This is a genomic window from Streptomyces sp. NPDC041940 (assembly GCF_055589465.1).
Genome location: NZ_JBVJBP010000016.1, coordinates 177,268 through 198,252, shown reverse-complemented (window position 1 = coordinate 198,252; position 20,985 = coordinate 177,268). Strand labels below are relative to the sequence as shown.

The 20,985-nt window shown below is 70.4% G+C and carries 21 protein-coding genes; 9 read left to right on the top strand and 12 right to left on the bottom strand.

Annotated features, from left to right (window positions below):
• Positions 1-67: 67 nt before the first annotated feature.
• Positions 68-1,192, top strand: coding sequence for a DNA integrity scanning diadenylate cyclase DisA (gene disA / locus ACZ6I3_RS26175; protein ID WP_215119785.1), 1,125 nt, complete (start codon positions 68-70; stop codon positions 1,190-1,192).
• 100 nt (positions 1,193-1,292) lie between these two features.
• Here disA and ACZ6I3_RS26170 read toward each other — a convergent pair whose 3' ends face one another.
• Together ACZ6I3_RS26170 and ACZ6I3_RS26165 are read right to left on the bottom strand one after the other, a co-directional pair.
• Positions 1,293-2,189, bottom strand: coding sequence for a hypothetical protein (locus tag ACZ6I3_RS26170; protein ID WP_469417811.1), 897 nt, complete (start codon positions 2,187-2,189; stop codon positions 1,293-1,295).
• Between the two features lie 591 nt (positions 2,190-2,780).
• Positions 2,781-3,551: a hypothetical protein gene (locus ACZ6I3_RS26165; RefSeq protein WP_469417810.1), complete on the bottom strand. Its 771-nt coding sequence runs from the start codon at positions 3,549-3,551 to the stop codon at positions 2,781-2,783.
• A 250-nt stretch (positions 3,552-3,801) separates the two neighbouring features.
• Between ACZ6I3_RS26165 and ACZ6I3_RS26160 the strand changes: the two genes are divergently transcribed.
• The 5 genes from ACZ6I3_RS26160 (at position 3,802) to cseC (ending at position 8,419) form a co-directional block, all read left to right on the top strand.
• Positions 3,802-4,743 carry an HhH-GPD family protein gene (locus tag ACZ6I3_RS26160; protein ID WP_469417808.1) on the top strand — a complete coding sequence of 314 codons (942 nt, stop codon included), beginning with the start codon at positions 3,802-3,804 and terminating at the stop codon, positions 4,741-4,743.
• 282 nt (positions 4,744-5,025) lie between these two features.
• A complete protein-coding gene (locus ACZ6I3_RS26155) occupies positions 5,026-5,565 on the top strand; it encodes a SigE family RNA polymerase sigma factor (RefSeq protein ID WP_030251439.1) in 540 nt (179 codons plus the stop codon).
• Positions 5,553-6,209 carry a hypothetical protein gene (locus tag ACZ6I3_RS26150; RefSeq protein ID WP_469417806.1) on the top strand — a complete coding sequence of 219 codons (657 nt, stop codon included), beginning with the start codon at positions 5,553-5,555 and terminating at the stop codon, positions 6,207-6,209. The genes ACZ6I3_RS26155 and ACZ6I3_RS26150 overlap by 13 nt, the downstream gene beginning before the upstream one ends.
• Before the next feature lie 151 nt (positions 6,210-6,360).
• Positions 6,361-7,062 (top strand): two-component system response regulator CseB, encoded by a 702-nt coding sequence (gene cseB, locus ACZ6I3_RS26145; protein WP_469417805.1) that lies wholly within the window; start codon positions 6,361-6,363, stop codon positions 7,060-7,062.
• Between the two features lie 7 nt (positions 7,063-7,069).
• The gene (gene cseC, locus ACZ6I3_RS26140; protein ID WP_469417803.1) at positions 7,070-8,419 is read left to right on the top strand and encodes a two-component system sensor histidine kinase CseC; all 1,350 of its coding nucleotides are present in this window, start codon (positions 7,070-7,072) and stop codon (positions 8,417-8,419) included.
• Positions 8,420-8,531: 112 nt separating this feature from the next.
• On the opposite strand, the gene ACZ6I3_RS26135 is transcribed toward cseC, so the two are convergent.
• Complete coding sequence (locus ACZ6I3_RS26135; RefSeq protein WP_469417801.1) at positions 8,532-10,127, bottom strand: MDR family MFS transporter; 1,596 nt, start codon at positions 10,125-10,127, stop codon at positions 8,532-8,534.
• Between the two features lie 138 nt (positions 10,128-10,265).
• On the opposite strand from ACZ6I3_RS26135, the gene ACZ6I3_RS26130 reads away from it, so the two are divergent.
• On the top strand, positions 10,266-10,862 hold the full coding sequence (locus ACZ6I3_RS26130; RefSeq protein ID WP_469417799.1) for a TetR/AcrR family transcriptional regulator: 597 nt from the start codon (positions 10,266-10,268) through the stop codon (positions 10,860-10,862).
• 24 nt (positions 10,863-10,886) lie between these two features.
• Here ACZ6I3_RS26130 and ACZ6I3_RS26125 read toward each other — a convergent pair whose 3' ends face one another.
• Positions 10,887-11,597, bottom strand: coding sequence for a M23 family metallopeptidase (locus ACZ6I3_RS26125; protein WP_469417798.1), 711 nt, complete (start codon positions 11,595-11,597; stop codon positions 10,887-10,889).
• A 438-nt stretch (positions 11,598-12,035) separates the two neighbouring features.
• On the opposite strand from ACZ6I3_RS26125, the gene ACZ6I3_RS26120 reads away from it, so the two are divergent.
• A complete protein-coding gene (locus tag ACZ6I3_RS26120; RefSeq protein WP_469417796.1) occupies positions 12,036-12,677 on the top strand; it encodes an HAD family acid phosphatase in 642 nt (213 codons plus the stop codon).
• A 66-nt stretch (positions 12,678-12,743) separates the two neighbouring features.
• Here ACZ6I3_RS26120 and ACZ6I3_RS26115 read toward each other — a convergent pair whose 3' ends face one another.
• Positions 12,744-15,269 carry an ATP-dependent Clp protease ATP-binding subunit gene (locus ACZ6I3_RS26115; protein ID WP_469417795.1) on the bottom strand — a complete coding sequence of 842 codons (2,526 nt, stop codon included), beginning with the start codon at positions 15,267-15,269 and terminating at the stop codon, positions 12,744-12,746.
• Positions 15,270-15,699: 430 nt separating this feature from the next.
• Between ACZ6I3_RS26115 and ACZ6I3_RS26110 the strand changes: the two genes are divergently transcribed.
• Entirely contained in the window at positions 15,700-16,416 is a 717-nt protein-coding gene (locus ACZ6I3_RS26110) for an SCO3374 family protein (RefSeq protein ID WP_469417793.1), read from the top strand.
• Between the two features lie 9 nt (positions 16,417-16,425).
• On the opposite strand, the gene ACZ6I3_RS26105 is transcribed toward ACZ6I3_RS26110, so the two are convergent.
• The 7 genes from ACZ6I3_RS26105 to nadC form a co-directional block, all read right to left on the bottom strand.
• Positions 16,426-16,761, bottom strand: coding sequence for a histone-like nucleoid-structuring protein Lsr2 (locus ACZ6I3_RS26105; protein ID WP_010048839.1), 336 nt, complete (start codon positions 16,759-16,761; stop codon positions 16,426-16,428).
• A 224-nt stretch (positions 16,762-16,985) separates the two neighbouring features.
• A complete protein-coding gene (locus ACZ6I3_RS26100) occupies positions 16,986-17,519 on the bottom strand; it encodes an amino-acid N-acetyltransferase (protein ID WP_189725877.1) in 534 nt (177 codons plus the stop codon).
• Positions 17,520-17,528: 9 nt separating this feature from the next.
• On the bottom strand, positions 17,529-17,951 hold the full coding sequence (locus ACZ6I3_RS26095; protein WP_469417850.1) for a BlaI/MecI/CopY family transcriptional regulator: 423 nt from the start codon (positions 17,949-17,951) through the stop codon (positions 17,529-17,531).
• Positions 17,952-18,149: 198 nt separating this feature from the next.
• Entirely contained in the window at positions 18,150-18,332 is a 183-nt protein-coding gene (locus ACZ6I3_RS26090; RefSeq protein ID WP_449487902.1) for a hypothetical protein, read from the bottom strand.
• An 18-nt stretch (positions 18,333-18,350) separates the two neighbouring features.
• Positions 18,351-19,067 carry a hypothetical protein gene (locus ACZ6I3_RS26085; RefSeq protein ID WP_469417848.1) on the bottom strand — a complete coding sequence of 239 codons (717 nt, stop codon included), beginning with the start codon at positions 19,065-19,067 and terminating at the stop codon, positions 18,351-18,353.
• A gap of 130 nt (positions 19,068-19,197) precedes the next feature.
• Positions 19,198-19,995 (bottom strand): type III pantothenate kinase, encoded by a 798-nt coding sequence (locus ACZ6I3_RS26080; RefSeq protein WP_184594802.1) that lies wholly within the window; start codon positions 19,993-19,995, stop codon positions 19,198-19,200.
• Positions 19,996-20,009: 14 nt separating this feature from the next.
• Positions 20,010-20,984, bottom strand: coding sequence for a carboxylating nicotinate-nucleotide diphosphorylase (gene nadC, locus ACZ6I3_RS26075; RefSeq protein ID WP_469417790.1), 975 nt, complete (start codon positions 20,982-20,984; stop codon positions 20,010-20,012).
• Position 20,985: the final 1 nt, after the last annotated feature.

The window sequence follows — 20,985 nt, the reverse complement described above, 5'->3', positions numbered from 1 at the left end:
CTCGCCCGTCCGTGCGAACCAAGTGTGCGACACGGGGCGCCCCAGAACCTGCGACCGGAGGAGTGCAGTGGCAGCCAACGACCGGGCAGCAGCTCCCGGAAAATCCGGTGGGAGTGCCGGTACCGATGGCCTGATGCGCGCTTCACTGAGCGCCGTGGCACCCGGAACCGCCCTACGTGACGGCCTGGAGCGGGTGCTCCGGGGCAACACCGGCGGCCTCATCGTGCTGGGCTCCGACAAGACGGTCGAGGCGCTGTGCAGCGGCGGCTTCGTGCTGGACGTCGAGTTCACCGCGACCCGGCTGCGCGAGCTGTGCAAGCTGGACGGCGGCATCGTGCTGTCCTCGGACCTGTCGAAGATCCTGCGCGCGGGCGTGCAACTGGTCCCGGACCCGACGATCCCCACCGAGGAGACCGGCACCCGGCACCGCACCGCGGACCGCGTCAGCAGGCAGGTCGGCTTCCCGGTGGTCTCGGTCTCCCAGTCGATGCGGCTGATCGCCCTGTACGTCGACGGCCAGCGCCGCGTCCTGGAGGACTCGGCGGCGATCCTGTCCCGCGCCAACCAGGCCCTCGCCACCCTGGAGCGCTACAAGCTCCGCCTCGACGAGGTCGCGGGCACGCTGTCGGCGCTGGAGATCGAGGACCTCGTGACCGTCCGGGACGTCTCGGCGGTCGCCCAGCGTCTGGAGATGGTGCGCCGCATCGCCACGGAGATCGCCGAGTACGTGGTGGAGCTGGGCACGGACGGGCGCCTGCTGGCCCTCCAGCTCGACGAGCTGATCGCCGGCGTGGAGCCCGAGCGGGAGCTGGTCGTCCGGGACTACGTCCCCGAGCCGACGGCCAAGCGGTCCCGCACGGTCGACGAGGCCCTGGCCGAGCTCGACGCGCTCACCCACGCCGAGCTGCTCGAACTTCCCATCGTGGCCCGGGCGTTGGGCTACACGGGCTCGCCCGAGACGCTGGACTCGGCGGTGTCCCCGCGCGGCTTCCGCCTCCTGGCGAAGGTGCCCCGGCTCCCCGGCGCGATCATCGACCGTCTGGTGGAGCACTTCGGCGGCCTGCAGAAGCTGCTCGCCGCGAGCGTCGACGACCTCCAGACGGTGGACGGCGTGGGCGAGGCCCGGGCGCGCAGCGTGCGCGAGGGGCTGTCGCGGCTGGCGGAGTCGTCGATTCTGGAGCGGTACGTCTAGCTTTCGGCTCACGCGCACGCTGATGCGTGAGGGGGGTGTTCCCGGCCGGGAACACCCCCCTCACGCATGAAGGCCTCGCTGCCGACTGAACGACAAGCGGCTAATCGTTCTTCAGGACGAACGACGTCTGCACCTTCGCGTAGCCCGGAGCCTTGGCTTCCACCAGGAACGTGCCCGCCCCGGCCGAGCCCGAGGGAGGCGTGGCGCACTCGGGGGCGCTGGGCTTGCGGTCCCACTTCAGGGCGTAGGTGATGCCGCTGCCCGCGGGAACGCGGTACAGCCGGCTCCCGGCGACCCTGGGGCAGTCCTTGGAGGACCAGTAGTCGTCGTCGGCGCTCGCCTCGGCGATGGTGAACACCGCGTTCTTCGGCCCGAGATCGATCTTGCAGTCGTGGCCGGAGACGTTCCGCGCGGTCAGCAGGAACGTGGGCGTCTGCTCGGGGTCGTAGCTGTTGTGCTGGCTGCGCAGGCTGAACTTGACCATGCTCGCGGTGCAGTTGGGCAGCATGGAACCGGCTGGCAGCGTGTCGCCCGCGCCGACGCCGCCCACCGTGGTACCGCCGTCGTAGCCACCGGCGCCGCCGGATCCGCCCGAGCCGCTCGCCCCCTCGGACCCGCCGGAGCCGGAACCGCCGCCGGAGCCCGTGCCGGAACCGTCCCCGGAGCCGCCGCCCGAGCCGTCACCGGAACCGCCGCCGCCCCCGGTACCTGCCCCGGCCCCGGACGACGAGCCGCCCGAGCCCTCGTCGCCCGACTCGTCGCGCCCGCCCGGCGCTTGGCTGATGGCCGGACCCGAACTCGACGGGCCGGGGGTGATGGAGGGCGCGGGATTCTTGCCGTTGGCGCCGTTGTCGCGGTCCTTGCCGCCGGTGCCGCCCATGGTCACGAGCCAGGTCGTCAGCAGCGCCAACAGGGCAGCCACGGACACCAGTACGACCCTCCGTCGCCAGTAGATGGAGGAGGGAAGCGGCCCGACCGGATTGCGCAGAGATCCCACGGCGCAAACCTTACGAGAGATCGGCGCGTTCGCCGGTCCCACCCGCCGCTCAGGCTCACAACTTTTCCGGATCATCATGCCGGAAGGAGCCGTCGCACCCCTGTCTTTCGTCAGGTACGGCACCGACGATCGCTGGGTGTGACGGGATCGGCCCGCCACCTACCGTCCGTGACCATGGACTTCGAGGACACCGCGCCCTACCGCGGCATCACCGACTTCGCCGACGGCTCCCCGAGGTGGATACGGCACGGGGCAGAGTCATGGACGGCCGGACTGCTGCTCTTCGCCCTGCTGTTCGTATCCGCCTGGTGGCGGGCCCGCCGCGACACCCCCCACGCGTTCGCGATCGCGGCCCTTGCACCTCTGGCCAGGGCTGTGGCGTACGTGTGCAGCGAGGCGCTCAAGTCCGCTGTCACGCGGGAGCGTCCGTGCCGGGGTCGCGGGGCTGGGCCTCGGCACACTCGTCGCCCTCGTCGCCGTACGGCTGGGCACGGGACCGATGACGCGGCTGACCGGGCCGGTGCTCGTACCCTTCGGGGCGGCCTGGTCGCCGTCTGCTGTTCGGGGGCCTACGCCCTGACGCGGAAACCCTCACGGCGGTCCGCAGGGCGAGCAGGCCCGTGCCGGCTTCGGAGGGCCGGGAACTGTGCTCGGTGGGCGGGCCGTTGGTGAGGGTGACGGACGTCCCGTCGTCCCGTCGGCCCGGCCGGTCACCGCGACGACCACGGGGGCTCCCGGTGCGTGCCGTGCCGCGTTGGTCAGTGCCTCCCGGGCCACGCGGTACAGCAGCCGTTCGGCGAGGCCGCCGGGCGCCGCGGCCGTGCCCTGCCCGGCCTGCTGCTCCCAGCGCACGGGGAGCCCCGACTCCGCCGCGCGGGCGACGAGTTGCCGCCGCCGCCCGGTGTTCGCCGGCGAGGCCGGGGCGACCTGGAGGGCGCCCGCGCGCAGGGCGATGAGGCTGAGCTCGTCCCGAGGGGGCCGTGCATGTCCTGGGCGATCCTCGACCGCTCGCGCAGCCGGGCGCGTTCCTCGGCGAGGCGCTGCTCGTCCTCCAGCCAGCCCTCCGCGGCCAGCTCGCGGCTCTGCCGCCAGTAGCGCCCGCCGAGCCAGGGGAAGACGCAGCCGAAGGCCAGCGTGTTCGTCATGACCAGCCACTCGGGGGGGCGGGTCGACCCCGACGAGGACGATCCGTGCGGTGCCCGCGCAGCCGACGGCGGTGAAGCACAGCACCGCGGGGCGGGCCCGGGCCGCTCGCAGCCCGAGCAGCAGCGCGGACACGCCGAGGGCCGGGCCGTAGGAGACGGTGAACAGGGCCGGGGCCGCGGCCAGGCTCAGGGCGGCCGCCAGCGCGAAGGCGGCCACCGCCTCGGCGAGCCCGGCAGCCGCCGGGGCAGGCCGGCCACCCCCGCCGGCACCGCCACACCGGCGGCCTGCGGCCAGACCGTGCGCGGCTCGTTCAGCAGAGCGCCCCGGGCGAGCCGGACGCGGGGTCGGTGGGGCCGACGCTATCGGCGCACAGCGGGGCGGCACTGCTGCCGATCGTCAGGTACCTCGGCCTCTCGGGTCGCGGTGTGCCCGATTCGCGGCTCTCGCGTGGCAGGATCGAATGGCCATGACTGCTCCCACGAACACCCCGCGCACCAGCCCCGGCCCCACCGACCCCGCGTCCGGCCCGCCCCCGGGCGAGGACCTGCACTCCCCCGTCATCGACTGGTTCGACGACAACGCCCGCGACCTGCCGTGGCGGCGCCCCGAGGCCGGGGCGTGGGGCGTGATGGTCAGTGAGTTCATGCTCCAGCAGACGCCGGTGAGCCGCGTCCTGCCCGTCTACGAGCAGTGGCTGGCCCGCTGGCCCCGCCCCGCCGACCTGGCCAAGGAGGCGCCCGGCGAGGCCGTCCGCGCCTGGGGCCGGCTCGGCTACCCGCGCCGCGCGCTGCGGCTGCACGGCGCCGCCGTCGCCATAACGGAACGGCACGGCGGCGACGTACCGGCCGACCACGCCCAGCTGCTGGCACTGCCCGGCATCGGCGAGTACACGGCCGCCGCCGTCGCCTCCTTCGCCTACGGGCAGCGGCACCCGGTACTGGACACCAATGTGCGCCGGGTCTTCGCGCGGGCGGTCACCGGCGTGCAGTACCCGCCGAACGCCACCACCGCCGCCGAGCGCAAACTGGCCCGCGCGCTCCTCCCCGAGGACGATCCGACCGCCGCCCGCTGGGCCGCCGCCTCCATGGAGCTGGGCGCGCTCGTGTGCACGGCGAAGAGCGAGTCGTGCCACCGCTGCCCGATCGCCGCGCAGTGCGCGTGGCGGCTGGCGGGCAAGCCGGAGCACGACGGGCCGCCGCGCCGCGGCCAGACCTACGCGGGCACCGACCGGCAGGTCCGCGGGCGGCTGCTCGCCGTGCTGCGGGAGGCCCACGTCCCGGTTCCGCAGGCGGCGCTCGACCGTGTGTGGCACGAGCCGGTGCAGCGGGCCCGCGCCCTGGACGGCCTGGTCGCCGACGGCTTGGTGGAACCGCTGGCGGGCGGGATGTACCGGCTGCCGCTGACCTGACGTACAGACAGGTCACAGCCACGGGTCTTTCGTGACGGCGACCCGAGGTGGACAAATCACCCCATAGCCTCCTCAACACCCCCACCGCTGTTCCCCGTTCCCACGTCCGTTACACAACCGACGGACAGCCGAGTGCTAGCCGAAGGCTGCTTCGGACAGCGCCGTGACAACGCCTCCGTACCTTCAAACACGTTCCCGGAAGACACGGGACGACCAAGGAACACAGGCAGTGCACGGGCGGCGGGGAGCCGGCCCGAACGGGGAAACGGGAGGCGGTTCACCATGGCGCAGGGCGAGGTGCTCGAGTTCGAGGAGTACGTCCGCACCCGGCAGGACGCACTGCTGCGCAGTGCTCGCCGCCTGGTCCCGGACCCGACGGACGCGCAGGACCTGCTGCAGACGGCGCTGGTGCGGACCTACGGCCGCTGGGAGACCATCGAGGACAAGCGGCTGGCGGACGCCTACCTGCGCCGGGTGATGATCAACACGCGGACCGAGTGGTGGCGGGCCCGCAAGCTGGAGGAGGTCCCGACCGAGCAGCTCCCGGACGCCTCGGTCGACGACGCCACCGAGCAGCACGCGGACCGCGCCCTGCTGATGGACATCCTGAAGGTGCTCGCCCCGAAGCAGCGCAGTGTCGTGGTGCTGCGACACTGGGAGCAGATGTCCACGGAGGAGACGGCCGCCGCCCTCGGTATGTCGGCCGGAACGGTCAAAAGCACGCTGCACAGGGCGCTCGCCCGGCTCCGTGAGGAGCTGGAGTCCCGCGATCTGGACGCACGCGCGCTGGAGCGTGAGGAGCGGGAGCGGTGCGCGGCCTGACCGGCGAGGGGTCCCCACGGACCCGGGGCAGCATCCAGGCGGTGAGCACGGCATCGGCCGTGGTCACCGCCCTCGCCCTTTTCGTGTCCGGGTGTGGCACCGGCGGCACCGGCGCGCGTGACGAGGGCCCGGCGCACGCCGACGCCGTGGCGGGCGCCACCGCGGCCACCCCCTCGGCCTCCCCCTCCAAGACGCCCGACACCGTGAACGCGGTCCGGCTCGTCAAGGACGACCCCAAGGTCTCCCCCGAGGTGAAGCGCGAGCTGAAGCCGTGCGTGGCCGACGAGTATCCCGTCGACGTGTCCTACGGCAAGCTGACCGGCGGGACGGCCGACGACGTCGTCGTCAATGTGCTGACCTGCGGTGACGCGGTGGGCGTGGGCAGTTATGTGTACCGCGAGCGGGACGGCTCGTACGAGAATGTGTTCAAGGCCGAGGAACCCCCGGTCTACGCGGAGATCGACCGCGGCGACCTGGTGGTGACCAAGCAGGTGTACGACAAGGGCGACCCGGTGTCGAGCCCCTCCGGGGAGAACGTGATCACGTACAGATGGGCTTCCGGCCGGTTCAGCGAGAAGTACCGCACGCACAACGACTACGGCAAGGTCGTCGGCGACAGCCCGTCGCCGGTGCCCGCGAGCTGACGCGGGCACGGCGTGCGTGAACCGATCGGGCCGCTCGGACCGATCTCTGGGTGAACGCGATGCACGGACCGTGCGTCCCCTGAGAGGACGGACCGTGCGTCCTTGACAGGTACGCACCCCCACGACCCACACGAGGACTGAGAGCACCGGGATGGCAGACCAGACCCACGTTCTGTTCGTCGAGGACGACGACGTCATCCGCGAGGCCACGCAGCTCGCCCTGGAACGGGACGGCTTCGTGGTCACCGCGATGCCCGACGGCCTGTCGGGCCTGGAGGCGTTCCGCACGGACCGCCCCGACATCGCGCTGCTGGACGTCATGGTTCCCGGCCTCGACGGGGTCAGCCTGTGCCGCCGCATCCGGGACGAGTCGACCGTGCCGGTCATCATGCTGTCGGCGCGGGCCGACTCCATCGACGTGGTGCTGGGCCTGGAGGCGGGTGCCGACGACTATGTGACCAAGCCGTTCGACGGGGCCGTGCTGGTCGCCCGGATCCGGGCCGTGCTGCGCCGCTTCGGGCACGCGGGCGGCGGCCGGTCCGAGGAGCCGGACTCCCCGGCGAGCGGCGGAATACTGGCCTTCGGGGACCTGGAGGTCGACACCGAGGGCATGGAGGTCCGCCGGGCCGGGCAGCCGGTGGCGCTGACACCGACCGAGATGCGGCTGCTGCTGGAGTTCTCCTCGGCGCCGGGCACGGTGCTCTCCCGCGACAAACTGCTGGAGCGGGTGTGGGACTACGGCTGGGGCGGGGACACCCGCGTCGTCGACGTGCACGTGCAGCGGCTGCGGCAGAAGATCGGCCAGGACCGTATCGAGACGGTCCGTGGTTTCGGCTACAAGTTGAAGGCCTGAGCAGGGTATGAGGGGGCAATTCCGGCGCCTGGTCGCCTCGGGCGTGGAAGACGCGGGGATCCGTACGGGCCTCAGATGGAAGCTGAGCGCGGCCATCGCGCTGGTCGGCGCGCTGGTGGCGATCGCGCTGAGCCTGGTCGTGCACAACGCCGCGCGGGTGTCGATGCTGGACAACGCGCGCGACCTCGCCGACGAGCGCATCATGATCGCCCAGCGCAACTTCGAGCTGTCCGGGCGGATGAACTTCCCCAACACCAAGATCGACGACCCGGATCTGCCGGAGGCGCTGCGGGACCGGGTCGAGGTGGGCCAGCGGGCGACCTATGTGGCGGACCGGCCGGGTGGCTCGCCGGACATATGGGCCGCCGTGCCGCTGAAGAACGGGCATGTGATGTCCCTGCACTCGGGCTTCACCGACCGCAGTTCGGACATCCTCCAGGACCTCGACCAGGCCCTGCTCATCGGGTCCATCGCGGTCGTCCTGGGCGGCAGCGCGCTCGGCGTGCTCATCGGCGGGCATCTGTCGCGGCGGCTGCGCAAGGCGGCGGTCGCGGCCCATCAGCTCGCGGGCGGGGAGACCGACGTGCGGGTGCGGGACGCCATGGGCGGGGTCGTCCGGGACGAGACCGACGACCTGGCGAGCGCGGTGGACGCCATGGCGGACACGCTGCGGCAGCGCATAGAGGCGGAGCGGCGGGTCACCGCCGACATCGCGCACGAGCTGCGCACTCCGGTGACCGGGCTGCTGACCGCGGCCGAGCTGCTGCCGCCGGGGCGCCCGACCGAGCTGGTGCTGGACCGGGCGAAGGCCATGCGCACGCTCGTGGAGGACGTGCTGGAGGTGGCCCGGCTGGACGGGGCCTCGGAGCGGGCGGAGCTGCAGGACATCATGCTGGGCGAGTTCGTCGCCCGGCGGGTGACGGCCAAGGACCCGGCCATCGAGGTGCGGGTCGTGCACGAGTCGGAGGTCACGACCGACCCGCGGCGCCTGGAGCGGGTCCTGTTCAATCTCCTGGCCAACGCGGCCCGGCACGGCAAGCCGCCTATCGAGGTCACCGTCGAGGGCCGGGTCATCCGGGTCCGCGACCACGGCCCGGGCTTCCCCGAGGACCTGCTCGCCGAGGGGCCGAGCCGCTTCCGCACCGGCAGCACGGACCGGGCCGGCCACGGCCACGGCCTCGGCCTGACCATCGCGGCCGGCCAGTCCCGGGTCCTGGGCGCCCGCCTGACCTTCCGCAACGTCCGCACGCCCGGAGCACCGGAGCAGCTGCCCGCCGAGGGCGCGGTGGCGGTCCTGTGGCTGCCGGAGCACGCGCCGACGAACACGGGGAGCTATCCGATGCTGCCGGGGTCGTAGTCCTACAGCGGCACCGGCCTCGCTCCCCGGCAAGGCGAAGGCCCCGGGCGGGTGTGTCCCGTCCGGGGCCTTCGTCAGCAGTTGGAGCAGGTCGGAAGGGGCTGGAGAGCGGTCAGACCGCCTCGACGACCGGTGTCTGTGCGGCCGGGCCGTCCGTCTTGTCGTCGTCCGAGGTCTTCGGTCCCGCTCCCTTCAGCGGGACCTCCTTCACGAACACCGCCGCCGCGAGCGCGACCACCGCCACCACGGCTCCGAGCAGGAACGCCGAGTGGATGCCGGCGGAGACCGCGTGCTGGTAGGCCTCGCGGGCCAGCGCCGGGAGCTTTTCCAGGCCCTTCGCGTCGAGCTGAGCCGACTGCTCCGTCACCTTGGAGCCCAGCGCACCGGCCCGCTCGGCCATGACGTCCTGGACGCGGTTGTTGAACAGCGCGCCCATGATCGCGACGCCGAAGGAGGAGCCGAGGGTGCGGAAGAGCGTGGTGGACGAGGACGCGACGCCCATGTCCCGCATCTCGACGCTGTTCTGCGCGACCAGCATGGTGATCTGCATCAGACAGCCCATGCCGAGCCCGACCACGGCCATGAAGACACCGGAGGTGAGGCGGGAGGTGCCCGTGTCCATCGTGGAGAGCAGGTAGAGCCCGACGATCATCAGGGCGCTGCCGAGGACCGGGAAGACCTTGTACTTGCCGGTGTTCGTGGTGACGCGCCCGGCGACCATCGAGGTGACGAGCATCGCGCCGAGCATCGGCAGGAGCAGCAGCCCTGAGTTCGTCGCGGAAGCGCCCTGCACGGACTGCTGGTACAGCGGCAGGAAGAGCGTGGCCCCGAACATCACGAAGCCGGTGATGAAGCCGATGACCGACATCAGCGTGAAGTTGCGGCTGCGGAAGATGTGCAGCGGCACGATCGGCTCGGCGGCCTTCGTCTGCCAGAACACGAACCCGACGAGCGCGGCGACCCCGATGCCGATCAGCTCCATGATCCGCGCGGAGCTCCAGGCGTACTCCGTGCCGCCCCAGGTGGTGACGAGCACGATCGCGGTGATGCCGATGGTCAGCAGGGCGGCGCCCAGGTAGTCGATCCGCGCCTCGGACCGCTTCTTCGGCAGGTGCAGGACGACACTGACGGCGGCCAGCGCGACGACGCCGAGCGGCAGGTTGATGTAGAAGGCCCAGCGCCAGCCCCAGTTGTCGGTGATGGTGCCGCCGACCAGCGGACCGCCGATCATCGCCAGCGCCATGACGCCGGCCATCATGCCCTGGTACTTGCCGCGCTCCCGGGGCGGGATCAGATCACCGATGATCGCCATGACGCCGACCATCAGACCGCCGGCGCCGAGGCCCTGGACGGCACGGAAGCCGATCAGCTCGCCCATGTTCTGGGCCGTGCCGCTGAGCGCCGAGCCGATCAGGAAGATGACGATGGACGTCATGAACGTGCCCTTGCGGCCGTACATGTCGCCGAGCTTGCCCCACAGCGGGGTGGAGGCCGCGGTCGCGAGCGTGTAGGCGGTGACGACCCAGGCGAGGTGTTCGAGCCCGCCCAGCTCACCGACGATCGTCGGCATCGCCGTACCGATGATCATATTGTCGAGCATCGCGAGCATCATCGCGATCATCAGCGCGAGCAGCACGACCCGCACGCTCTTCGGCTGTTTCCCCCCGCTGCCGGCGTCGACCGCCGGTGTGTCCGTCGTGTCCGCCATCGCTTCCCACTCCCCCAGCTACCGCTACTTGAGCTACCGCTACTTACTTGCCGACCGGCTAGTGACTACACTCGGAAGTTAGCCCCGTAACTAGCCGGGCGTCAAGTAAGTTTTATGGAAAGCGGGCGGCGTAGGAGGATGGGCGGCACCATGGACGGCACCAGGCAGCGGCGCCGCGGGAACACCCGCCAGCGCATCCAGGACGTGGCCCTCGGACTCTTCGCGGAGCAGGGCTACGAGAAGACGTCCCTGCGCGAGATCGCCGAGCGCCTGGACGTCACCAAGGCGGCGCTCTACTACCACTTCAAGACGAAGGAAGAGATCCTCGTCAGCATCTTCGAGGACCTCACCCAGCCGATCGAGGACCTGATCGAGTGGGGCGGGCAGCAGCCGCGGGGCCTCGCGACCAAGCAGGAGATCATCCGCCGCTACGCCGACACGCTCGCCCAGGCGGCGCCGCTGTTCCGCTTCATGCACGAGAACCAGGCGACGGTCCGGGAACTGCGGATCGGCGACTCCTTCAAGGCGCGCATCCACAGGCTGCGCGACATCATCGTCGACCCGGACGCGGACCTGGTCGACCAGGTCCGCTGCGCCAGCGCGCTCTTCACGCTGCACGCCGGGATGTTCCTGCTCCAGGACCTCGAAGGCGACCCCGAGGAGAAGGACAAAGCCGTCCTCGAGGTCGCCACCGAACTGGTGACCCGGGCCCACCGGGGAGCCGAGGGCTCCTAGAGGCCCTTACGGGTCAGGGGGTCGTCAGACCTTCACGCCGTTGGCGCGCAGGAACTTCACCGGGTCGACGGCCGAGCCGTAGTTCGCGGTCGTACGGATCTCGAAGTGCAGGTGCGGACCGCTCGAGTTACCGGTGCTGCCGGACTTGGCGATCTCCTGGCCGGTCTTGACTATCTGGCCGACGTTCACGGTGACCTTCGACAGGTGGGCGTACTGGGAGTACGTGCCGTTGCCGTGCTTGATCACGACGGCGTTGCCGTAGGCGGGGCCGTCACCGGCGCCGTTGCCGCCGGCCTTGACCACGGTGCCGCCGTGCGCGGCGACGACCTGGGTGCCGCTCGGGACGGCGAAGTCCTGGCCACTGTGGGTGGACTGCCACATGCCGCCGTTCTGGGCGAAGCTCGCGGAGAGCTTGTACTTCTTCACCGGGTCGACCCAGGACGGCTTGGCCTTCTTGGCGGCCTTCTTGGCAGCGGCCTTCTTCTCGGCCGCCTTCTTCGCGGCGGCGACCTTGGCGGCCTTCTCGGCCTTCACGGCCTCGGCCTTGGCGTGCTTGGCCTGGGCGGCGGCCTGCGCCTGGACGGCACTGGCGGCGCCGGACGCGGACGTGGTGTCGGCGGCGGACGCGACCCCGGCTCCCAGTGCGACCGAGACGCCAAGGCCGGCGGCCAGCACGGTCGCACGGGTGCGGAGCTGGGACGTACGGGAAGAACGGGACGTGACGCGCTGGGACATCGAAACCTCGTGTGGAAGGGGACGGAGAAACCACCCGGCGCACAGACGCTCGCCGAATGGCTATCCCTTGGTAACCCGAAGCCCGACAAACCCCAAAAAGCGTGATCTACGACTGAAGTTAGTAATTTGGTTCAGTGTTCCACGTCTCTTGACACGGCAGTCATAGCGGACGAATCAGCCCACTGCACTGCACTTTCCCCTGCCTCGCGCGGCAAAAGTCCCTTTCCTCCCCACCCGTTGGCAACTATTCCGTCTAGTAACGGACATATCGCCTGTGCGCCATGTCACCGGAGGCCCGCTTCAGCCATTCCGGAAATGTGGCGCACGCCTCTAGGCACCTACCGTTCGGTAACCTTACGGTTCCCCTCGCGCCACCCTCGCGCACGAACATGCACACGACATGTTGCAGCGTCATTGACGTGAGAGGACCCCCACGACATGCAGACCCGACGCCCCTGGTTGCGCCGCGCATCGGTGACCGCCGTATCGGCGGCAGCCCTGGTGGCGATGGCCGCACCGGCCGACGCCACGACCCCCACCCATGCCTCCACGACCGCCACCGCCGCCGCCACGTCCGCCGCGGCGGACGTCGACTACGCCACCTGGCAGAAGGACTGCCAGGCGGTGATGGCCCAGGCGCTGCCCTATCTGAAGCAGCGGATCGCGGCCGCCAAGCCGGGTGAGAAGCAGGCGATCGTCTTCGACATCGACAACACCACGCTGGAGACCGATTTCGGCTTCAGTTACCCGCAGCCGGCCAACAAGCCGGTCCTGGAGGCCGCCAGATACGCCCAGGAGCACGGTGTCGCCCTGTTCTTCGTGACCGCCCGCCCGGGCATCATCTACTCGTTCACCGAGTACAACCTCAAGCAGACCGGTTACCAGGTCTCCGGCCTCTATGTCCGGAACTTCATCGACCTCTTCAAGAACGTCGCCGAGTACAAGACGGCCCAGCGCGTGAACGTCGAGAAGAAGGGCTACACGATCATCGCGAACATCGGCAACAGCGCCACCGATCTCTCGGGCGGCCATGCCGAGAAGACGTACAAGCTGCCGGATTACGACGGGCAGCTGTCGTAAAGCCGCAGGGCATGCGAAAGGGGCCGGTGCTTTTCAGCACCGGCCCCTCTCACTCAGCCGTGACGCTTACGCGTCCTTGCTCAGGTTCGGACCCGTTCCACCGGCCGCCTGCTCGATCGGCGGGACGTCCGGGAGGGCCGCCTTCTCCTCACCCCGGAAGGTGAAGGTCTTGGCCTCGCCCTCGCCCTCGGTGTCCACGACCACGATGTGACCGGGACGCAGCTCGCCGAAGAGGATCTTCTCCGACAGCGAGTCCTCGATCTCGCGCTGGATGGTGCGACGCAGCGGACGCGCACCCAGCACCGGGTCGTAGCCCTTCGTGGAGAGCAGTTCCTTGGCGGACTGGGAGAGCTCGATGCCCATGTCCCGGTCCTTCAGGCGCTCGTCCACCTTGCCGATCATCAGGTCGACGATCTTGAGGATGTCGGCCTGGCTGAGCTGCGGGAAGACGACCACGTCGTCGACGCGGTTGAGGAACTCGGGCCGGAAGTGCTGCTTGAGCTCGTCCTGGACCTTGTTCTTCATGCGCTCGTAGTTGGACTTCGTGTCACCCGAGGCCGCGAAGCCCAGGTTGAAGCCCTTGGAGATGTCCCGGGTGCCGAGGTTGGTCGTCATGATGATGACCGTGTTCTTGAAGTCCACGACCCGGCCCTGGGAGTCGGTCAGGCGACCGTCCTCCAGGATCTGCAGCAGCGAGTTGAAGATGTCCGGGTGGGCCTTCTCGACCTCGTCGAAGAGGACGACGGAGAACGGCTTGCGGCGGACCTTCTCGGTCAGCTGGCCGCCCTCCTCGTAGCCCACGTAGCCGGGGGGCGAACCGAAGAGCCGCGACACCGTGTGCTTCTCGCTGAACTCCGACATGTCGAGGGAGATCAGCGCGTCCTCGTCGCCGAAGAGGAACTCGGCGAGCGCCTTGGACAGCTCGGTCTTACCGACACCGGACGGGCCGGCGAAGATGAACGAGCCACCGGGACGCTTCGGGTCCTTCAGACCGGCACGCGTACGGCGGATCGCCTTCGACAGCGCCTTGACGGCGTCGACCTGGCCGATGACCCGCTTGTGGAGCTCGTCCTCCATGCGCAGCAGACGCGAGGACTCCTCCTCGGTCAGCTTGAAGACCGGGATGCCGGTGGCGGTCGCGAGGACCTCGGCGATCAGCTCGCCGTCGACCTCGGCGACGACGTCCATGTCGCCGGCCTTCCACTCCTTCTCCCGCTTGGCCTTGGCGGCCAGGAGCTGCTTCTCCTTGTCGCGGAGGGAGGCGGCCTTCTCGAAGTCCTGCGAGTCGATCGCGGACTCCTTGTCCCGGCGGACACCGGCGATCTTCTCGTCGAACTCGCGCAGGTCCGGCGGCGCGGTCATCCGGCGGATGCGCATCCGGGAACCGGCCTCGTCGATCAGGTCGATCGCCTTGTCCGGCAGGAAGCGGTCCGAGATGTACCGGTCGGCCAGCGTGGCGGCCTGGACCAGCGCCTCGTCGGTGATCGAGACGCGGTGGTGGGCCTCGTACCGGTCACGGAGACCCTTGAGGATCTCGATCGTGTGCGGCAGGGACGGCTCCGCGACCTGGATGGGCTGGAAGCGGCGCTCGAGGGCCGCGTCCTTCTCCAGGTGCTTGCGGTACTCGTCCAGCGTGGTGGCACCGATGGTCTGCAGCTCACCGCGGGCCAGCATCGGCTTCAGGATGGAAGCCGCGTCGATGGCGCCCTCGGCGGCACCCGCACCGACCAGCGTGTGCAGCTCGTCGATGAACAGGATGATGTCGCCGCGGGTGCGGATCTCCTTGAGCACCTTCTTCAGGCGCTCCTCGAAGTCACCGCGGTAGCGGGAGCCGGCGACCAGGGCGCCGAGGTCCAGGGTGTAGAGGTGCTTGTCCTTGAGGGTCTCGGGCACCTCGCCCTTGACGATGGCCTGAGCGAGGCCCTCGACGACGGCGGTCTTGCCGACGCCGGGCTCACCGATCAGGACCGGGTTGTTCTTCGTACGGCGGGACAGCACCTGCATGACCCGCTCGATCTCCTTCTCGCGCCCGATGACCGGGTCGAGCTTGGACTCACGAGCGGCCTGGGTGAGGTTCCGGCCGAACTGGTCGAGGACCAGGGACGTGGAGGGCGTGCCCTCGGCAGGACCGCCGGCGGCGGCGGTCTCCTTGCCCTGGTAACCGGAGAGCAGCTGGATGACCTGCTGCCGCACCCGGTTGAGATCTGCGCCCAGCTTCACGAGGACCTGGGCGGCGACGCCCTCGCCCTCGCGGATCAGGCCGAGCAGGATGTGCTCCGTGCCGATGTAGTTGTGGCCCAGCTGAAGGGCCTCGCGGAGCGACAGCTCCAGGACCTTCTTGGCACGGGGGGTGAAGGGGATGTGCCCGGACGGGGCCTGCTGCCCCTGCCCGATGATCTCCTCCACCTGCTGGCGGACCGCCTCGAGCGAAATCCCGAGGCTCTCAAGGGCCTTGGCGGCGACACCTTCACCCTCGTGGATCAGGCCCAGGAGGATGTGCTCAGTGCCGATGTAGTTGTGGTTGAGCATCCGGGCTTCTTCCTGAGCCAGGACGACAACCCGCCGCGCGCGGTCGGTGAACCTCTCGAACATCGTTAATCGCTCCTCAGAGCGGTCAGGCAGTGGGGGGAACTTCCCCTCCCTGTCCTTCCGCAGCTTAGTCCCGCAAGCGGGGACCGCTCATTCCAACTGCCGACACCGTCGATGGCCTCCTGACCCCGAACGCCGACATCTGCTCCAACCCGATGGTGCGAGACGATGTTCCCGCAGGCCAGGCAGTTACCCCCATCGCCAGTACGCCGATGGCGAACGTGAGACGGCCTTTCCTGCGTGTCGCCCCCTCCCACTAGGGATGTCTTACCCGTAGAGCCCGGATGTCCATGCCGGGTGCCCCGGTTCCCTCCGCTACGGGCGAACAACCTTGCGCCTCCCGGCACCCCCCGCACGCCCCCGTTTCGCCACTCTGTGCGCTCGCGGCGAAACCCAGCGTAACTCGCACGTCCTTCCGGCGGTTGCACTTGGCATGTTCGGCGCCCCGCACCCCGTGACCGCGTCCGCGCTCGTCCCGCTCCCCCGCCGCCCGCTCGACGAGGGCTGTCAGGTCCGGCGGTGGTACGAGGGGGAACTGGGCTGGCCGACGGTGCCCGGGGATCCGGTGCGGCTGGCGGCGGGCGTTCGCTTCGACGTCCTGGACGTCCCGTCCGAGGCGGGACACGCGGCGCTGCCGCGCCTGGGGCCCGGCTCTCCCGTCGCCGTACGGGACGACCGCATGCGGCTGCTGGTGGCCGCCGGCAGCGCGGAGGAGTTGCCCGGGCTGCTGGAGTGGCTGGAGTGGGGGTCGCTGGCGCTCGACCTGGTCGCGATCGGCGCGGGCGGGTCCATGGAGGCGCCGGTGCCGGCCGAGGCGAGAGGGGTGAGCGGGGCGGGTGGCGTGCCCACGGGTGTGACGGACGCCTTGTCGCCCTGCGAGTTGGCGCCGGCTCCCGTCAGGGCCGGGCCGTTCACCGGCCGGCCGTTCCCCCCGGGCCCGGTCGGTTCCCAGGGGGCCGCCGTGTGGCTGCGGCCCCCCGAGCCGGGATGCGAGGTCGAGGCCTCGCTGCCGACGCTGTCGGCCTTGGGGGGCGGTGGAAACGCCCCCGATCTCGTACGGCTGGTGGACACGGTGGCCACGCACTGCCACCGGGTCCGGCTGCGGCGCGCGTGCGCCCAGCCGCCGGCCTTGCGTACGCAAGGTCAGTAGTGCCGCTGTTCAGCCGTTGGCCTTCTCGTAGGCCTCGCGGATGGTCGCGGGGACACGGCCGCGGTCGTTGACCTCGTAGCCGTTCTCCTTCGCCCAGGCGCGGATGGCCGCGGTGTCCTGGCTGCCGCTCGACGCCGCGCGCGCCTTTCCGCGCCCGCCCGAAGCGCGGCCTCCGGTACGACGACCGCCCTTCACGTAAGGCTCGAGAAGGCCACGGAGCTTGTCCGCATTGGCGGTGGTGAGATCGATCTCGTACGTCTTGCCGTCCAGCGCAAACGTCACGGTCTCGTCCGCCTCGCCACCGTCGAGGTCGTCGACAAGAAGGACCTGAACCTTCTGTGCCACCGGATTTCCTTTCATCGATATCTTCAGGGCCGGGGAGTGTGCCGGCGTCCGCCGTATCGCCGTCCCCTGTTATATGCAGTACTGCAGTACGTCGGAAAGCAAACCGCTTTTGCCGGAAAAACACAAACCCTAGGCAGAGACCGGGAGCCCTGGCTCCGTCCGGAAACGTGCGCGTTTCGGACATAGGGCACCGGGGCAGGTGTCGATCCCCGAATCGCCGACGATCACAGATGCAGAAGCATCCGACTGTTGCCCAAGGTGTTCGGTTTCACTCGTTCGAGACCGAGGAACTCCGCGACACCCTCGTCATAGGAACGCAGCAGCTCCGCGTAGACATCCGTGTCGACCGGCGTCTCACCGATCTCCACGAAGCCGTGCTTGACGAAGAAGTCGACTTCGAAGGTCAGACAGAAAACGCGACGAACGCCGAGCCAGCGGGCGGTGTGCAGCAACTTCTCCAGCAACTGGTGTCCGACGCCCGCGCCCTTCAGGCCGGGCTTCACCGCGAGAGTGCGGACTTCCGCGAGGTCTTCCCACATCACGTGCAGGGCGCCACAGCCGACGACCTCCGCGTTGTCGTCCCGTTCCGCGACCCAGAACTCCTGGATGTCCTCGTAAAGCGTCACCGTTGCTTTGTCGAGCAGGTTGCCGCCGCGGACGTAGGCGTCAAGGAGACGGCGCACCGCCGGGACATCGCTGGTGCGGGCCCGTCGGACGGTGATGGCTTTTGCGGTGGCTTCGGGGCTCTTCGCGGACATGGGCGGACGCTATCGCCCGCCGCGGTCCTGAGCGGAGGCGGGGTTCTCGGGGACCGGGTTCTCGGGGACCGGGGTCGAATCAGACGCTTCGGTCGGTTCCTGGGTTTCCGGGACCTGGGCGATGCGTACGGCATCGCGGAGTGCCTGTCGCTGTTCCTCGCTCATCATGCCGAAGAAGGCGACGAGAGCGGCGGCGGGGTTGTCGCTCTGCGACCAGGCGTCGTTCATCAGGGCCGCGGCGTAGGCGGCGCGCGTGGAGACCGCCTCATATCGATAGGCGCGGCCTTCCGCCTCGCGGCGCACCCAGCCCTTCTGATGGAGATTGTCCAAAACGGTCATCACGGTGGTGTACGCGATGGACCGCTCCTTCTGGAGATCTTCCAGGACTTCTCGAACGGTCACCGGGCGGTTCCACTTCCACACCCGCGACATGACCGCGTCTTCGAGTTCTCCCAATGGGCGAGGCACAGCTCAGAACAATAGTGGGAGATCTCGGTAATGGCGTGGCGGACGTGCGCTTCAGCGGCGAACTGGAACAAAAAGGGCGTACGACTCGTGGGTGCGGGCCTCGCGGTGGGCGGGCCGCGCCGAGTCGTACGCCGTCGGCGGGGTGCGCGGGGGTGGGGGCGGTCAGGCCTTCGGGGTGCTCGCGGAGGACTGGCGGGCGCCCTCCACGCGCGCGAGGGCGGCGTCCACGGCCGCGTCCTCCTTGGCCTTGTCGGCGCCGCCCTGCGTCTTCACGATCACCCGGATCACGCCGATGAAGAAGACGGCCATGACGACCGGGGGCAGCAGCGCGGAGACATAGTCCATGGATCCAGGGTAGCCACGTCAGCCCGCGGCGAGCTGCTGGGGGTTCGAGGGGGGCGGCGGGGTGGGCTTGCGGCGCGGGAAGACCTCGCCCGGGGTGGGGATCGGGCGGCTGGGCTTCGGGGTGCCCGGGGCGGGGGCGGGGGTCGGAGCCGGGGCGGGCTTGCGGGCCGGTTTCGGGGCCGGTGGCTTGCGGGCGGGCTTCTTCTCGGGCGGCTGTCCCGGGGTGTCCTTGGCGGAGTCCCCCGGGGTGGAGAGGCCTCCCGGAAGGGCCAGCAGGCGGGTGCGGGCGGCGGGGACGGTGGGGGTGGCGGGACCGGTGGGAGCGGCGGGGGCCATCCGGGTGACCGGGTGGGTGGTTCGGGAGTGCTGCCGCGCGTGGGTGCGTACGTGTTGCTCGGCGAGCAGGCGGCAGCGGTCCAGGAGGGCGGCGGCGGTGGGGTTGCCGCGCAGGGCGCGGAGGGCGGTGAGGTCGTGGGGGTGAGGGCGGTATCCGGCACCCAGGGCCTCGTCCAGGAGGGTGAGGTACCCGGCGGCGGTGCCGGGCAGGGCGGCGCGGTACCGGCCGAGATCGGCCACGAGGAAGGCACGCAGCCGGGCTCCCTCCCGCGTCGCCTCGTCGAGCGACTCTGCTAGGCGGAGGCAGTCCTGGACGTCGTCGGACGAGGCGGGGGTGGGGTGGAGGGCGAGGGCGAGAGCGCGGCGGAGCACACGCAGCTCCTCCACGCCGAACGCCATGCCGCCGCGGGATCCGTATGGCGTGGGCATGCGGCGACGATACGCGCTAATCAGACAAATTACGCATAGGGGGTGGGTGTGGCGTGGAGGACCACTCGGGTGCGCGTCGCGTCTGGCGCCGGGTGCCCGCTCACATACGCGACACGTTCCGCTCGTACACCAGCCGCAAGCCGATCAGGGTCAGCCACGGCTCGTGTTCGTCGATGACCGACGACTCGCCCAGGACCATCGGCGCGAGGCCGCCCGTCGCGATCACGGTGACGTCCTCCGGGTCCTCCGACAGCTCGCGCGCCATGCGGTTGACGACGCCGTCGACCTGGCCGGCGAAGCCGTAGATGACGCCCGACTGCATCGCCTCGACCGTGTTCTTGCCGATGACGCTGCGGGGCCGGGCCACCTCGATCTTGCGGAGCTGGGCGCCGCGGACGCCGAGGGCCTCGACGGAGATCTCGATGCCGGGTGAGATGACCCCGCCGACGTACTCGCCGCGCGCGCTGATCGCGTCGAACGTCGTCGCCGTGCCGAAGTCGACGACGATGGCGGGACCGCCGTAGAGCTCGACCGCCGCGACCGCGTTGATGATGCGGTCGGCGCCGACCTCCTTGGGGTTGTCCATGAGGATCGGGACGCCCGTCTTGACGCCCGGTTCGACGAGGATGGCGGGCACGTCGCCGTAGTAGCGGCGGGTCACCTCGCGGAGTTCGTGCAGGACCGAGGGGACGGTCGCGCAGATGGCGATGCCGTCGATGCCGTCGCCCAGTTCGTCGCCGAGGAGCGGGTGCATGCCCATCAGGCCCTGGAGGAGGACCGCCAGTTCGTCGGCGGTGCGGCGCGCGTCCGTGGAGATGCGCCAGTGTTCGACGATGTCCTCGCCGTCGAACAGGCCCAGGACGGTGTGGGTGTTTCCTACGTCGATCGTCAGCAGCATGGCCCGTATCCGCCCTACTCCGCCGGCCGCAGGTCGAGGCCGATGTCCAGGATCGGCGAGGAGTGGGTGAGCGCTCCGACGGCCAGGTAGTCGACGCCGGTGTCCGCGTACGCCTTGGCGTTGTCGAGGGTCAGGCGGCCCGACGCCTCCAGGGCGGCGCGGCCCTGGACGAGGGCCACCGCCTCCTCGCACTCGCCCGGCGTGAAGTTGTCCAGCAGGATCAGGTCGGCGCCGGCGTCCAGGACCTCGCGGAGCTGGTGCAGGGTGTCGACCTCGACCTCGATGGGGACGTCGGGGAAGCGGTCGCGGACCGCCTGGAAGGCCTGGGCGACGCCGCCCGCGGCGACCACGTGGTTGTCCTTGACCAGGGCCGCGTCCGAGAGCGACATGCGGTGGTTGACGCCGCCGCCGCAACGGACCGCGTACTTCTCGAGGCTGCGCAGGCCGGGGGTCGTCTTGCGGGTGTCGCGGACCTTGGCCTTGGTGCCGTCGAGCGTGTCCGCCCACGCGCGCGTGGCCGTGGCGATGCCCGACAGGCGGCACAGGATGTTCAGCGCGCTGCGTTCGGCCGTGAGGAGGTCGCGGGTGCGGGTGGTGACCGAGAGGAGCTTCTGGCCCGCCTCGACCTTGTCGCCGTCCTCCGCGTGGCGCTCGATCTCGAGTTCCTCCTCGCAGACGACCGAGATGACCGCTTCAGCGATGCGCAGGCCGGCCACCGTGCCCGCCTCGCGTGCGGTGAAGTCGGCGGTGGCCACCGCTTCCTCGGGGATGGTCGCGACGGTCGTGACGTCCACGCCGCCTGCCAGGTCCTCCTGGATCGCCACGTTGGCGATGTCCTCGACCTCGACGGGGTCGAGGCCCGCGTCGGCCAGGAGCTGGGCGAGCGCGGGGTCCAGGCCGCACTCCAGGTACGCCTCCTCGTCCGCGCCGCAGGCACAGCCGTCGCCGCAGCCTCCGGACGAGGCGAGGGGAAGGTCGGGGGTGGTCACG

Bases quoted from the DNA above. Each gene is read 5' to 3' on its own strand.
- ACZ6I3_RS26080 (WP_184594802.1), bottom strand. From the start codon at position 19,995: ATGCTGCTGACGATCGACGTAGGAAACACCCACACCGTCCTGGGCCTG.
- ACZ6I3_RS26135 (WP_469417801.1), bottom strand. From the start codon at position 10,127: ATGGCGGACACGACGGACACACCGGCGGTCGACGCCGGCAGCGGGGGG.
- cseC (WP_469417803.1), top strand. From the start codon at position 7,070: ATGAGGGGGCAATTCCGGCGCCTGGTCGCCTCGGGCGTGGAAGACGCG.
- ACZ6I3_RS26115 (WP_469417795.1), bottom strand. From the start codon at position 15,269: ATGTTCGAGAGGTTCACCGACCGCGCGCGGCGGGTTGTCGTCCTGGCT.
- ACZ6I3_RS26120 (WP_469417796.1), top strand. From the start codon at position 12,036: ATGCAGACCCGACGCCCCTGGTTGCGCCGCGCATCGGTGACCGCCGTA.
- ACZ6I3_RS26130 (WP_469417799.1), top strand. From the start codon at position 10,266: ATGGGCGGCACCATGGACGGCACCAGGCAGCGGCGCCGCGGGAACACC.
- ACZ6I3_RS26085 (WP_469417848.1), bottom strand. From the start codon at position 19,067: ATGGCGTTCGGCGTGGAGGAGCTGCGTGTGCTCCGCCGCGCTCTCGCC.
- ACZ6I3_RS26090 (WP_449487902.1), bottom strand. From the start codon at position 18,332: ATGGACTATGTCTCCGCGCTGCTGCCCCCGGTCGTCATGGCCGTCTTC.
- cseB (WP_469417805.1), top strand. From the start codon at position 6,361: ATGGCAGACCAGACCCACGTTCTGTTCGTCGAGGACGACGACGTCATC.
- ACZ6I3_RS26100 (WP_189725877.1), bottom strand. From the start codon at position 17,519: ATGTCCGCGAAGAGCCCCGAAGCCACCGCAAAAGCCATCACCGTCCGA.
- ACZ6I3_RS26095 (WP_469417850.1), bottom strand. From the start codon at position 17,951: ATGTCGCGGGTGTGGAAGTGGAACCGCCCGGTGACCGTTCGAGAAGTC.
- ACZ6I3_RS26110 (WP_469417793.1), top strand. From the start codon at position 15,700: ATGTTCGGCGCCCCGCACCCCGTGACCGCGTCCGCGCTCGTCCCGCTC.
- ACZ6I3_RS26160 (WP_469417808.1), top strand. From the start codon at position 3,802: ATGACTGCTCCCACGAACACCCCGCGCACCAGCCCCGGCCCCACCGAC.
- ACZ6I3_RS26155 (WP_030251439.1), top strand. From the start codon at position 5,026: ATGGCGCAGGGCGAGGTGCTCGAGTTCGAGGAGTACGTCCGCACCCGG.
- ACZ6I3_RS26125 (WP_469417798.1), bottom strand. From the start codon at position 11,597: ATGTCCCAGCGCGTCACGTCCCGTTCTTCCCGTACGTCCCAGCTCCGC.